This window comes from Brevibacillus sp. RS1.1 (genome assembly GCF_013284365.1).
GTDB classification, from domain to species: domain Bacteria; phylum Bacillota; class Bacilli; order Brevibacillales; family Brevibacillaceae; genus Brevibacillus; species Brevibacillus brevis_D.
The window spans coordinates 1-16,112 of the sequence record NZ_JABSVA010000003.1 but is presented as its reverse complement, the minus strand read 5'-3'; the positions used below and the strand labels follow the sequence as shown (position 1 = coordinate 16,112).

Annotated in this window: 1 protein-coding gene and 1 pseudogene; both read left to right on the top strand. The window is 46.7% G+C overall.

Translation table 11 applies throughout. The annotated features are described in order from the left end of the window. The first annotated feature begins 187 nt into the window (after positions 1 to 187). Positions 188 to 7,015 carry a linear gramicidin non-ribosomal peptide synthetase LgrA gene (gene lgrA, locus HP570_RS10650; protein ID WP_173625722.1) on the top strand — a complete coding sequence of 2,276 codons (6,828 nt, stop codon included), beginning with the start codon at positions 188 to 190 and terminating at the stop codon, positions 7,013 to 7,015. 4 nt (positions 7,016 to 7,019) lie between these two features. Then, positions 7,020 to 16,112, top strand: a pseudogene (lgrB, locus tag HP570_RS10645) (linear gramicidin non-ribosomal peptide synthetase LgrB); the annotation flags it as partial.

Here is a 16,112-nt window from a genome sequence, read left to right as displayed (position 1 = left end):
TCTAATTGTTGGGCACAAAAAAATAAAAAAATTTACATACAACTACTTGCAGAAAACCATATTTTTGAGTTATATGTAAAATCATGTAACAAAAAGTAAAAAAGTGGCACAACTTCCATCTAGGATGATTTTCAATCGAAGTCAACTTTTTGTCAACGAAATTATGAGAAATGCTGGTGATGTTTTTTTGAGAATACTATTCCTAACAACATTCATGAGCAAAGAAAACAGGATTGTCCAGTACTTGGAATCAAGAAACCACGAAGTCATCGTGTGCACGAAAAAATGGGACCAACAAACCGAATATTTGGAAGAAGTCGATTACGTTGTCAGTTACGCGTACGGCTATATTCTGGGTAAGGAAATCGTTTCCCATTTCAAAGGGCGCATTCTCAATCTACATACATCCCTCTTGCCCTGGAACAAGGGGAGAGACCCTGTTTTCTGGAGTATTTGGGATGAGACACCAAAAGGGGTTACGCTCCACCTCATAGACGAGAACATCGATACAGGCAATATTCTTGTTCAGGAAGAGATTTCTTTTGATGAAGAAGATACACTGATCGATTGTTACAACAAAGCGAATCAAGTGATTGAAGACCTGTTCATCCGAGAGTGGGAAAACATTGTCAGTGGGCGGATCACACCATTTCCGCAACCATCTGGTGGAACGATTCACTACAAAAAAGACAGGGATTTCTACAAAAACCTGAATATGACCACCGTAAAAGAACTGCTGGCCTTAAAGCGTTTTTGTGGGGAACGAACACAAGTGGAGAAGCAGAGCGATAAAACCTATCATCAGTTGTTTGAACGACAAGTCGAAGTGTCACCGGACAGTCTAGCAGTTCTCTATCAAGACCAGTCCCTGACATACAAACAGCTTAATGAGCGAGCCAATCAGCTAGCCCATAACCTTTGTGCCAAAGGAATTAAGCCCGACGATCTTGTGGCGCTCATGATGGACAGATCACTGGATATGTTGGTGAGTATTCTCGCCGTTCTAAAGGCTGGAGCAGCATATCTCCCAATCGATCTGGATTATCCGGATGAACGAATTGCTTATATGTTAAACGACAGTGGTGCACCCGTTTTATTGACACAGACTCCGCTTATAGAGAAGGCGAAAAGCATCTGCGAAGTAGAAGTGATCGATGTGTGTGACCCTGGTAGCTTCAGCGACAGTAGAGAGAATCTACCACATGTCAATCGATCAACAGATCTCGTCTATGTCATGTATACATCGGGATCGACAGGCTTGGCGAAAGGCGTCATGATCGAGCATCGCAACTTGGTAAACTTTTGTGAATGGCATCGCCAGTACTTCGAAGTGAGCTCTGAAGACAAAGCCCTTGTCTATTCCAGTTTTGCATTTGACGGATCTGCCTTAGATATTTTTCCCTATCTGCTCACGGGCGCTTTGTTACACATCGTGCCAACTGCACTGAAGTATGATCTGATTGCCTTGAATGATTATTGTAACCAAGAAGGTATTACGATCAGCTTTTTTCCGACAGGAGCAGCAGAACAGTTCATGCAGATGGATAATCGTTCTTTTCGAGTGATGCTCACAGGCGGGGATGTACTAAAAAGGGTTGAACGGCGCGGTGCTTACAAGCTTTACAACTTGTATGGGCCGACAGAGTGCACGATTGTTGCTACTACTTTTGAGGTGGACAAGCAATACCAGAGTATTCCGATTGGCAAGCCTATCGCTCATACTTACATCCTCATTTTGGACGAAAAGCTGGCATTGCAGCCGATTGGGGTAGCGGGCGAGGTATTTATCCTCGGTGAAGCGTTGGGACGAGGATACGTGAACCGACCAGATTTGACCGCTGAAAAATACATCACTCATCCGCAGACAGGTGAGCGCATGTACCGTACGGGAGATAGAGCACGCTGGTTGCCTGACGGGAACATCGAGTTTTTGGGCCGCCTCGACAATTTAGTAAAAATTCGCGGATATCGAATCGAGCCAGGAGAAATTGAGCCTTTCCTCATGAATCATCCAAAGGTCGAAATGGCAACCGTTATCGCCAAAGAACGGGAGGATGGCCGCAAATTCTTAGTTAGCTATTATGTTGCTCCTGATGAAATCCCTTTTCACGAGCTGAGGGAATGGCTCGGAAATGATCTTCCTGATTACATGATCCCGACCCACTTTGTTCGCATGGAGACTCTACCGCTCACCACGAATGGAAAGGTAGATAAGCGGGCGCTGCCAGATGTACAGGGAGATGAGGAACTGCTGAGGGAAATTTATGTCGGGCCTACTGATGAGCTTGAACAACAATTGGCTCACGTGTGGAGCAGCGTGCTAGGAGTTTTGCAGGTGGGAATCGACGACCATTTTCTTGAATGCGGTGGGGACTCGATCAAGGCCATGCAGCTCATTTCCCAGTTCAAGAATATCGGATTCGATTTGAGATATGACCAGCTTTTTAAGCATCCAACGATTCGCCAATTGAAACGTTTGTTCACAGAGCAAGAGCAGACGAACCTACAACCATTGCAGGAGCTGGGCGTACAACAGGAATACGAGACGTCCGCGGTGGAGAAACGCATGTACTTCATTCAGCAGCAGGATGTAGAGTCGATTGCATACAACGTGACATTCACGGTTGACTTTCCCCATTCCGTAGATGTGGAGCATATCCAGATGGCCTTGCAGGAGCTGGTGATGCGTCACGAAGGATTACGAAGCACGTATCACATGCATGATGACGAAATCGTAAAACGAATTGTCACGTTCGCCGAACTATCATTTGTCCGTCAAACGGGTGAAGAAGAGGTACTACACAGCCTACTAGCAGAGCACATCAAGCCATTTGATTTGGCAAAAGCGCCATTGCTCCGGGCTGGAATCATTGAAACTCCTGACAAACAGGTTCTCTGGCTCGACTCCCATCACATCCTCATGGATGGCTTATCCAAGTCGATTTTGTTACGGGAATTACAGACTTTACTCGAACGACAGCAGCTTCTCCCTTTACAGAGTACCTATAAGTCGTTTGCGCACTGGCAAAATGAATGGCATTCAAGCGAGGAATACAAACAGCAAGCTGCTTACTGGAAAACCCTCCTTGAGGGCGAGCTTCCTGTTGTCCAGCTTCCTACACGAAAACGTCCGCCGCAACTGACATTTGATGGGACTACGATCACGTATCGCGCAAACAAAGAACTCACGAGAAAGCTCAAGACCACCGCAACCAAAAATGATGGAACCCTCTATATGCTGATGCTCACCATCGTATCTGTCTGGCTATCCAAAATGAATAACGACAGCAAGCAAGTCATACTAGGTACCGTAACAGATGGAAGACAGCATCCGGATGCCCGAGAGATACTTGGGATGTTCGTGAATACCTTGCCACTTCTACTCTCGATTGAGCATGAAGAAAGCTTTTTATATAACCTGCAACAGGTTAAGCAAGAGCTTTTATCTGCTTTGCAAAACCAGTACGTTCCCTTTGATAAAATTCTCGAAGGCTCTGGCGCAAAACGCGACGGGAATCGCCATCCCCTGTTTGATGTGATGTTCATGATGCAAAGCGCATCGGAGACAGGGCTGGAAAATCACACGCGTCATATCAATAACAGGATTAGCAAGTTCGACCTGACACTCGAAGCAGTGGAGCGGGAGAATGAGCTGCATATTGTTTTTGAATACAACACACGGTTGTTTGATGAAAGCATGATCAACCGCATGATTGCGCAGTTTGAACATCTCCTTTTGCAAGCTGTTCACGGCTTGGAGGAGCAAGTTAAAACGTTTGAACTAATGCCCCAAGAGCAACGCCTCGATTTGTTACTAGGGGTAAACGATACATCCAAAACATACCCCAGCAAATTGATCATGCAGTTGTTAGAAGAATGGGCGACTGCTACACCGGACAAGATCGCATTGGTACTCGGCGAACAGTGCATGACGTATCGAAAGCTGAACGAACGAGCAAACCAACTGGCACATACCCTCCGAGCAAAAGGGGTGCAACCAGACGATCTGGTGATGCTTATAGTGGAACGATCCTTTGAGATGATAGTGGCCATTTTCGCCGTGTTAAAAGCAGGTGGAGCCTATCTGCCGATCGATCCGAACAGTCCGTCTGACCGAATTTCCTACATTTTCACAGACAGCGGCGCCAAGCTAGTGGTAGCACAGTCGCGTTTCGTTGAAAAAGCAAGCTTTACAGCGAATGTTATGGATCTGAACAGTGAGAGTAGCTTTTCCCCAGATACAAGCAATCTACCATTGGTTAACATGCCGGATGACCTCGTGTATGTCATGTACACATCGGGTTCAACCGGGAAGCCAAAAGGCGTGATGATTGAACACGGGGGACTGCTCAATGTACTCCATGCCATGCAGGATGAATATCCGCTTACGTGTGAAGATGCAATCCTGCTGAAGACGACCTACATTTTTGATATCTCTGTTGCCGAAATTTTCGGGTGGATTCCTGGGAATGGAAGGTTAGTCATTCTCGAGCCAGAGGCGGAAAAGAACCCCAAAGAAATATGGCAGGCCGTAGTCAAAGACGGGGTTACCCACATCAATTTCGTGCCATCCATGTTGATTCCGTTCGTCGAATATCTGGAGGGGACAAACGAATCCAACCGATTGCGGTACATCCTTGCTTGCGGGGAAGCGATGCCGGATGATCTCGTGCCAAAGGTGTATGAAGTACTGCCGGAGGTGAAATTGGAAAACATCTACGGGCCAACAGAAGCGACCATCTATACGTCCCGTTATTCGCTCGCAAAAGACTCACTGGAGAATCCTGTCCCCATCGGAAAGCCACTGCCCAACTATCGAATGTACATCGTCAATCAGTACGGACAGTTGCAGCCTATAGGCGTTCCGGGCGAACTATGCATTGCTGGAATAAGCTTGGCGAGAGGATATTTGAATAACGAAGAGCTGACCGCTGAAAAGTTTGTTGCCCATCCATTAGAGGCTGGAAAGCGTATCTATCGCACTGGCGACCTGGCACGCTATCGTGAGGATGGCAACATCGAGTATCTCGGACGGATGGACCATCAGGTGAAAATTCGTGGATACCGCATCGAGTTGGATGAAATTCGAAGCAAACTGATTCAGGAAGAGTCCATTGATGATGCGGTGGTTATGGCCCGAGTGGACCAGAACAATCAGGCATACTTATGCGCCTATCTGCTTTCCGCGAAGGAATGGACAGTCAGTCAATTGCGCGACTTGCTTCGCCGTGATTTGCCAGAATATATGATACCTGCCCACTTCGTTCTCATGAAGGAGTTCCCACTTACTTCCAACGGCAAGCTAGATCGCAAGGCCCTGCCCGAACCGGATGGAAGTGTGAGAAGCGAAGTGGAATATGTAGCACCGCGCTCCGAAATGGAAAAGATTCTTGCTGGAATTTGGGGAGAAGTACTTGGCATCGAGAGAGTAGGGATTCAAGACAGCTTTTTCGAGCTTGGTGGGGATTCAATCAAGGGTTTGCAGATCGCGTCTCGTCTGCAACGGATGAATCTCATGATGGCAGTCAATCATCTGTTTAAATATCCAACGATCGAACGAATGGCACCGTTTATCATTTCCGAGAGTATCAATATCGATCAGGGACTGGTTACAGGGCCTGTCTTACTTACACCGATCCAGCACTACTTCTTTGAACGGATTTCATCAAGCAGACAGCACTGGAATCAAGCAATGATGGTTTTCAGCCGAGAGGGCTTTCATAGCGAGCTACTGATGGAGTCTCTCCATGCGCTAGTCCTTCATCATGATGCCCTGCGCATGAGCTTTACCGAATCGGATGAGGGATTTGTCCAATTCAATCGGGGCGACGATGGTAATCTGTTCGTACTCCAGGTGTTTGATTTTACAGAAGAGTTGAATGCTCGAAACAAAGTAGAAGAAGAAGCAAACCGTCTGCAAGCCAGTATGAATTTACAAGAGGGACCTCTGATTCAAGTAGCGCTCTTCAAGACCAGAGTAGGTGACCATCTGTTTTTTGCGATTCACCATTTGGTTGTTGACGGTGTGTCCTGGCGAATCCTTCTGGAAGACTTCCGAAACGCCTATCAGCAAGTAGCCTCAGGTAATCCAATTGCTATACCGGAAAAAACACATTCTTATCAAAAATGGGCGAAAGAGCTGAAAACCTTTGCCAATAGCAAGAAGCTTGTCAATGAACTAGCTTATTGGAAAAAAGTCGAATCCATTCCGTCCCCTCCCTTGCCAAAGGATCAGGAGACCATTTATCAGACCGAATTGGAGACGATAACAGCATCGGTTCGTTTCTCCAAAATGCAAACGGAACAATTACTGCGCCATACAAATCACGCCTACCAAACGGAAACGCAAGAGATCTTGTTGACTGCCTTTGGAATGGCAATGCAGGAATGGACAGGGGCAAACGATGTTAGGGTCTTTTTGGAAGGACATGGACGTGAAGAGATTGTCAAAGGCTTGAATGTCTCCCGTACGGTAGGTTGGTTCACTTCCCTTTTCCCTGTCGTGCTGCCTGTAGCCAAATCGGGCCAATTGGGGGAGCAGATCAAGCTGGTCAAAGAAACGATGCGTGCCATTCCTAATAAAGGAATCGGGTATGCCATCCTAAAGCATCTCACAGATTCCGAGCACAAACGAGACATCCATTTCACACGCCAACCCGAGGTTGTGTTCAATTATCTGGGACAGTACGATGCTGATCTGGACAATGATCTGTTCACGCTATCGGATCTACCAGGGGGTAGAGTACTAGGACCTCATGCCGAGCGCATGCACCCGCTCGATATCTATGCCAAGATTATCGGTGGAGAGCTGGCTATCTATTTGAATTACAATCGCCATGAGTTTCACAAAACGACGATAGACAAACTCATGGGACTCTATCAATTTCATTTGAACGCTATTATTTTTCATTGTATAGAAAAGAAAGATTCTGAGTTAACACCGAGTGATTTCGTGGACAAGAAGCTCTCTCTGGAAGAACTCGACGACATTATGGACTTGATAGGCGATTTGTAAGTAAATGTACCTCAGGAGGAGAGTAGACGTGTCAAGTAAAAAGATCGCCAATATATATCCGTTATCTCCCATGCAAGAGGGAATGTTATTTCATTCCCTCCTGGACGAAGGAACAGAGTCCTATTTTGAACAATTGCGTTTTACCATTAGAGGATTCATCGATCCAGCTATTCTCGAACAAAGCTTAAACGCGCTGATCGCGCGACACGATATTCTCCGAACTGTCTTTATCCTTGAGAAGGTTCAGAAGCCACGACAAATTGTACTCAAGGAAAGAAAGACAAACGTTCAGGTGATAGATATCACAGACCTCTCTGAAGACGAGCAAGCCATCTTTTTGGAGGATTATGCTAAAAAGGAACGTCAGAAAAACTTTGATTTGGCAAAAGATGTGCTCATTCGCCTCACTCTTATCCAAACCTCTTCTGATGCATATACCCTGATCTGGAGTCACCATCACATTTTGCTAGACGGCTGGTGCATTCCGATTGTGTTACATGACTTTTTTCAAATCTATCAACAAGTAAAAGACGAACAACCAGTAAATCTCGGCCAAGTTTATCCGTACAGTAAGTACATAAGCTGGTTAGGGGAACAGGATGCAGAAGAAGCAAAAGACAACTGGTCACGGTATTTAAGTGACTATGAGCCGACCACATTTATTCAAAAGCAGGGTACCGGAATCAAATACAATCAAGCAGAGCTGGTCTTCACGATTGGTCAGTCGTTGACGACCGAGTTGAATCATATCGCAAGACAATTGCAAGTAACGGTAAACAACCTCTTTCGTACAATTTGGGGTCTCATGTTGCAGCGCCAAAGCAATATCGATGATGTTGTATTCGGATCGGTTGTCTCTGGCCGTCCAATCGATATCCCGAACGTCGAGCAGATGGTTGGACTTTTCATCAATACCGTACCGATCCGTGTTCAAATGAGAGACAATCAAACGTTTTCTGATCTGGTGAAACAAGTACAAGAAGAGTCAAGCTCGCTGGAAAAATATCATTATCTTTCTCTCGCGGACATTCAAAAAAATCAACAACTGATCGATCATATTATTCTGTTCCAAAACTACCCGATGGGCGCAGAGCTTTTGACCCGTCTGAATCAATATAACCAAGAATTCACTCTCACAAAGCTGCATGCCTTTGAACAAACCAACTACGACCTAAACATAATGGTCACCGCAGACGATACCCTCACAGTTACGTATTTATACAATGCATCCGTATTTACGGAGGATCAACTCCAACACCTCAATCAACAACTCATTACTATCATGACGCAAGTGACAAATACACCAGATATCCTTCTAAAAAATCTAGAAATAATCAATTCCGAAGAGAAGCACCTTCAGCTCCATACTTTTAATGATACATATCGCCATTATCCTGTTGATTATCTGATTCACCAGATTTTTGAAGAGCGTGCAGAGAAACAACCACACCACATTGCGCTGGTCATGGGAGAGCAAAAGCTTACGTACCTTGAGCTAAACGAAAAAGCAAATCAACTTGCTACATTTTTACGTGCAAAAGGGGTCGGGCCGGAAAGCATTGTCAGCTTGCTCACAGAACGTTCGGCGGAGATGATCATTGCTATTCTTGCGATTTTTAAAGCAGGCGGCGCCTATTTACCAATCGACCCGGCTCATCCGAAGGACCGCATTGAATACATTTTACAGGACAGCGGCAGTATACTGCTTCTTACAAAAAAACGTTTTTTAGAGACAATTGATTTCGCTGATCGGATCTTTGATCTAGAGGCGGATGAGCTTTATCAGGGAGCACCGGGTAATCTTGCAAATGTAGCCCAAACGAGTAATCTTGCATACGTCATCTATACATCGGGTTCAACAGGCAAACCGAAAGGCGTCATGATCGAGCATGCGAGTCTATTGAACCAAATCTTCGCACTGCAAGAGCAATATCCGCTTCAAGAAAAAGATGCGTATTTGTTAAAAACGACTTATACCTTCGACGTATCCGTCGCAGAAATCTTCGGTTGGATTCTCGGTAACGGCAGACTGGTGATTCTCGAACCTGGCGCAGAGAAAGAACCTGCCAAAATTTGGGAATCCATCGTTAATTATGACGTAACTCACGTCAATTTTGTTCCATCTATGCTCATTCTTTTTGTCGAGTATCTCGAGGGGCAAAAAGAGGCAAACCGACTGCGATACATCATGGCTGCCGGGGAAGCCATGCCGAATGATCTTGCGTCAAGAGTATATAAAGTATTGCCAGAAGTGAAAGTGGAGAACATCTATGGTCCGACAGAAGCTACCATTTATGCTTCCTGCTACTCACTCACTGCAGACTTGATAGAAAATCCTGTGCCTATTGGAAAGCCTTTGGCCAACTACCAAATGCATATCGTCAATCAACATGGGCAGTTACAGCCAATCGGGGTTCCTGGTGAATTATGCATTGCCGGAGCTGGATTGGCGAGGGGTTATCTAAACAATGAAGAGTTAACGAACGAAAAATTTGTTCCCCACCCGTTTGAAGCAGGCAAACGCATGTACCGTACAGGCGACCTGGCTCGTTATCGCAAGAATGGAAACATTGAATACCTCGGACGCATTGACCATCAAGTGAAAATTCGTGGCTTCCGGATCGAGTTGAACGAAATTCGTAGCCGGTTGATCGAAGAAGAATCGATTCGCGATGCAGTGGTAGTGGCACAAACAGATCATAACCATCAAGCGTATCTATGCGCCTATATTATCGCCGATCAGATGTGGACGGTTGCCTCATTACGTACACTGCTTCGCCAAACGCTGCCGGATTACATGGTTCCGTCTCATTTCATTCAAATGGAAGAGTTCCCTCTGACTTCGAGCGGGAAGATTGATCGCAAAGCATTGCCGCTTCCAGATGGCGATGTGCAAACAGGCTACGCGTACAGTGCGCCGCGCAATCCGATTGAGGAATTGCTCGCCCGAATTTGGGAGGAGGTCCTTGGTGTATCACGAGTCGGGATTCACGATAATTTTTTCGAATTGGGCGGGCATTCGCTTTTAGCGACACAATTGCTGTCCCGTACATCCAAGGTATTTCAGACCCAGCTTCAGATGCGTGAGATTTTTACCTATCAGACAGTAGCAGAATTGGCTGAACGAATTCAAATCACTCGCCAAGGTGCTGAGCCGATAAAGCAAAGTCCGATCAAACCGCTTTCCTTGGACAGTACTCAAGAGTTACCACTGTCTTTCGCCCAACAACGTCTATGGTTCCTTGATCAACTGATCCCGAATAGCGCCATGTACAACATTCCGGTCGGATTCCGTCTGCGTGGAGCAGTCGATACGAATGTAATGGAACGTGCTTTGAATGAAATGATCAACCGACATGAATCACTTCGAACAACGGTGAAAGACATAGAAGGACGAGCGGTCCAAGTGATTCATACACAGGTACATTTTCCACTTCCTGTCACTGACCTACGCGACTTGCCAGCAGAGGAAAAAGACACGATCTGGATGAGTATGGTGGAAGAAGATGGCGCGACGCCATTCCAGCTGGATCAATGGCCGTTGATGCGGGCAGCGTTGATCCGACTAGAGGAACAAGAGTCCGTTCTCTGGATAAATATGCATCACATCATCTCAGACGGTTGGTCCATGGATGTATTGGTGAACGAGCTAAGTACCATCTATGAAGCATTCGTCAAAGAAGCAGAAGTACCGATTACCAATTTACCCATTCAATATCGGGATTACGCAGTCTGGCAACGAGAGAATTGGCAAGGCAATGTATGGGAGCAGCAGCTCAGTTATTGGAAAAAGAAGCTGGGACAGAGTGAACCACTTTTGCCCCTTCCGACCGATCGTCCACGGACAGTCGTACAAAGCTATCGCGGTGACAATTATTCATTCTACGTGCCGAGTGAAGTAGGGCAAAAGCTACGCGAGCTAGGAAGACAAGAAGGCGCGACGCTGTTCATGACGCTCTTAGCGGCATTCAAGCACTTCATGTACCGTTATACGCATACCACAGATATTCTGATCGGAACACCTGTTGCGGGACGTAATCGTCAGGAAATAGAAAACTTGATCGGATTTTTTGTCAACATGCTGGTTCTTCGAACGGACCTGTCGAACGATCCTACATTCGTTGAACTGTTGCGACGTGTTCGTGAGACGGCATTTGATGCTTTTGCCAATCAGGATATTCCTTTTGAAAAATTGGTCGATGAATTACAAATTGAGCGCAGCCTCAGCTACTCGCCGCTTTTCCAAGTACTTTTCTCCGTACAGGGAATGTCAACGGGTGTACGTAAAGGCGAGACGATCTCCATTACACCTAATGAAGTCAGTCTCAACAAGACGACCAAATTTGATTTGACACTCACCATGATTGAAGACGAGGATGACGGACTCAAGGGTGTGTTTGAATACAGTACAGATCTATTTGATCGGACGACGATTGAGCGGATGGCAGAGCATTTCCGCAATCTTTTGCAAGCTGTTGCGACCAATCCAGCGCAGAAAATAACAGAAGTTGAACTGTTAGGGGATGGGGAGCGAGATCAGCTGCTCGTCGGTTGGAATGATACTGAGGTTGATTATTCCCGCGATCTTTGCGTGCACGAACTTGTTGCCGAGATCGCACAAAAGTTGCCAGATCAGCTTGCAGTTTCAGGTGAGCAAGGTGCAATCACTTATGCAGAGCTGGATGCGAAGGCCAATCAGCTCGCTCATTTCTTGTTAAAACAAGGGATTGGCTCGGAAGATTTGGTAGGAATTTGCGTGGAGCGTTCCATCGAGATGTTGATCGGTCAACTCGCCATTCTCAAAGCAGGTGCCGCTTATGTGCCGATGGATCCTGCTTACCCGCAAGAACGACTCGCTTTTATGATCAAGAACGCTCAGATGTCTTTGGTCTTAACCCAAGAGCGTTTGGTAAGTGCGTTACCAGAAGGGGCTGCAACGTTCCTTTGCTTGGATCGAGATTGGGATGGAATGGCTACGATGAATTCGGTTGCGCCGGCGGTTACGACGAAAGTTGAACAGCTCGCCTATGTCATCTATACGTCAGGTTCAACAGGAACGCCAAAGGGAGTCGAGATCGAGCACCGATCACTCTTGAATCTAATCCATTGGCATCAGCGAGCGTACAACGTAAACGCTGCTGACCGTGCATCGCAAATAGCTGGTACAGCTTTTGATGCTTCGGTATGGGAGATTTGGCCGTATTTGACGGCGGGTGCTACGATTTGCCTGCCGCAGGAAGAGATTCGTCTCGTACCGGAAAAACTGCGTGATTGGATAGTCGAATCTGGTATCACGATAAGCTTTTTACCAACACCCTTGGCAGAGAGTCTGCTTACGGTGAATTGGCCAGCCGAATCAGCATTGCGCTACATGTTGACGGGTGGAGATACTTTGCACCAGTACCCGTCTGCTGATCTACCGTTTACGCTGGTAAACCAGTATGGCCCAACAGAAAATACCGTCGTGGCTACTGCTGGCATCGTGCCTGTGCAGGGAGAACGAGAAGCGGCACCTTCCATTGGACGTCCCATTGACAACGTATCTGTCTATGTACTCGACGCAAGCAGAAAGCCTGTGCCTGTAGGAGTTGTCGGGGAGCTTTACATCGCGGGGAAAAGCTTGGCTCGCGGCTATCTGAATCGACCTGACCTGACGGAAGCCAGTTTTGTACCGAATCCGTTCTCTACAGATGAAGGGGCGCGGATGTACCGCACTGGCGACTTAGTTCGATATTTGGTAGATGGAAGTTTGGAGTTTATTGGACGAGCTGATGATCAAATAAGCATTCGCGGATTCAGGGTTGAGCTAGGGGAAATAGAGTCGGCTTTGTATGCACATGCAGCTGTTTCGGAAGCAGTAGTGATCGTCAGGGAGGATTTGACGCCTGGTGTCAAACGACTGGTGGCTTATGCCGTGCTTCATGAGGGAGAAGAGGTACAGACGAATGAATTGCGTCAGTCTTTGAAAGATAGACTTCCAGACTACATGGTGCCTTCTGTCATCATACGGATGGATGCTCTGCCTCTCACTCCTAACGGAAAGGTAGACCGCCGTGCTTTGCCGTTACCCGATACCGTGCGAGCCCAATGGGAAGATGGCTATGTTGCCCCACAAACGGAAATAGAATACAAGCTCGCCGAAATCTGGCAAGGAGTTCTAGGTGTAGAGTCAATCGGGATTCACGATAACTTTTTCGAACTGGGCGGCGACTCGATATTGACGATTCAGATTGTCGCGCGTGCCAATCAGGCGGGTATCCGATTTACACCAAAGCACTTGTTTGACTCTCAAACATTGGCAGAATTGGCTGCAAGTGTAGTAGTTCTTGAGGATGCACCACAAGTGCATAGGGAGCAGGGGGTTGTTACAGGCGAATTGCCTCTGACACCCATTCAGACGTGGTTCTTTGAACAGGAAATTTGCCATGTCAACCACTGGAATCAATCTGTCATGCTTGCTGTGCGTGAAGAAATGGATGCGAGTTTGTTAGCAAAAGCTTTTGCGGCGATTCTTGCACACCATGATGCCTTGCGCCTGCGCTTTCGGAACGTCAACGGGAAATGGGAGCAATATCTTGATGTCGTTTCGGATGAGGATGTATTTCAGGTAGTAGATTTGACGACGGCTGTACGTGAAACAGAAATAGAGGAACAAATGCAAGCCATTGCAGACGAGCTACAAGAAAGTCTGGATATCGAAAAAGGACCATTGCTTCGTGCTGCATACTTCCAATGCGAGGACAAACAGCGTCTGTTCATTGCGATTCATCATCTCGCTGTCGATGGGGTTTCCTGGCGAATTATTCTGGAAGACTTGCAAACAGCCTATCAACAATTGATAGAGTTGCAACAGATCAATTTGCCTCAGAAGACGACTTCTTTTAAGCGATGGTCAGAACAGTTGACACAGTACGCAGAGCAAAGCGTAGTCGACGAATACTGGGCGACTCTCGATACCAGTCATGTAGTAAACCTGCCTGTTGACCATCCGAATGGAAAGAACACAGAAGGTCTGGCCGTTCAAGTAAAGGTAAAGCTGGGCGTGGACGAGACACGTGCCTTGTTGCAGGAGGTACCAGCTGCTTACCGTACTCAGATTAACGATGTGTTACTCAGTGCTTTGATCCGAGCCTATAACAACTGGACGGGGCAACAGACACTTTATGTTTCCGTTGAGGGACACGGGCGTGAAGAGATCATCGATGGCGTGGACATTTCCCGAACAGTAGGCTGGTTCACTAGCATGTACCCGGTCTTGCTGGAAATGGAGCCACAAACGCCTTGGGGTTCCCTGATAAAATCAGTCAAAGAACAATTGCGCTCGATTCCTGACAAAGGGATTGGCTACGGCATTCATCGTTATTTAAGCAAAGATGAACAAACGATAAATACCCTGCAAGCTTATCGGCAACCTGAGATTAGCTTCAATTATTTAGGACAATTTGATCAGGATCAAACGGCTGATTCTTCCTTGTTCCAGATCATTCCGAACTGGTCAGCATCCAATTTGAGCAGGGATGAAGTCCGAATCCATACCCTTGATTTCCAGAGCATGGTGGCGGGAGATCAGTTAGAAATGACCTGGACGTACAGTGGCGATATGTACGAACAACAAACGATTGAAGAGCTCGCTCGTGACTATGTGCAATCATTGCAAGCGATTGTTGCCCATTGTCGCTCTGAAGAGGCAGGTGGCTATACACCTTCCGATTTCGCGTTAGCGGAGTTGGATCAAACAAGCCTCGACAAGTTCATCGGAAACAATCGTCTGATCGAGAACATTTACACACTCACCCCGTTACAAGAGGGGATGCTGTTCCACTCTCTTTATGAGCAAGCAGGCGGGGACTACGTCGTTCAACTGGTCGTGAATTTGGATCACTTGAATGTGGAGATGTTTTCAGATGCATGGCAAAAAGTTGTCGAGCGTCATGCCATCCTCCGAACCACCTTCTTATGGATCGGATTAGATAAACCGCATCAGGTTGTTCATACAAAAGTAACAGCACATGTCGAACAACTGGACTGGAGTCACTTACCGAAAGAAAAGCAAGAAGCGAACTTACAAACGTATCTCGAACAAGATCGCAAGCGAGGCTTTGATCTCACTCACCCGCCATTGATGCGTTGGTCGTTAATTCGTCTGGATTCAAAAACCAGTCAGCTCGTTTGGAGCTTTCACCATATATTGTTGGATGGTTGGAGTACTCCGATCGTCCTGAACGATTGGTTGACCTATTATCAGGCATCTGTTGATGGTACCAAAGCAGAACTGCCTGTCGCTCCTCCGTTTTCCACTTATATTGCCTGGTTAAAGCAGCAGAGTCTTGAGGCATCAGAGCAGTATTGGCGAAAACACCTGCGTGGCTTCCGTACACCAACTCCTCTTAGCATGGGGAAACCGGGTGGAAGGGCTGTGCAACAAAAAGAATACGCAGATCAAATGATACTTTTATCGAAGGAAACAACTGCGAGTCTGCAAGCTTTTGCCCGTAGGCATCAACTGACGATGAATACGCTGGTCCAAGGGGCGTGGGCGTTGATTTTAAGTCGTTACGCAGGTGAGTCGGAAGTAGTATTTGGGACCACCAACCTGGGCCGTCCTACAGATTTGCGTGGAGTGGACTCCATGGTGGGTCTGTTTATCAACACACTCCCTGTTCGCATGCTTTTCTCGGAACAAGTGACGGTGATCGACTGGCTGCAGAACATCCAACAGGAACAGAGTGCGATACGTCAGTACGAGTTCACACCGCTCGTAGATATTCAAAGCTGGAGTGAAGTGCCGCTTGGACAGGCGTTGTTTGACAGCATACTCGTTTTCGAGAACTACATGTCTGGTGCAGAAACAAATGCGAATACAGACATGTCACTAAACGCAATCAAAGCAGTTGAGCAGACGAACTATCCATTGACATTGGTGGCGGCGCCTGGCGAAGAGCTATTGCTCAAGCTGATTTATGAAACAAATCGATTCGATCAGATCACCATGGATAAAGTATTGGCTCAATTGATCAAAGTGTTTGAGTCCATAATGGCTCAGCCTACGGACCATCTCTCTGCCATTTCATTCATCACAGACGAGGAACGCCACAAA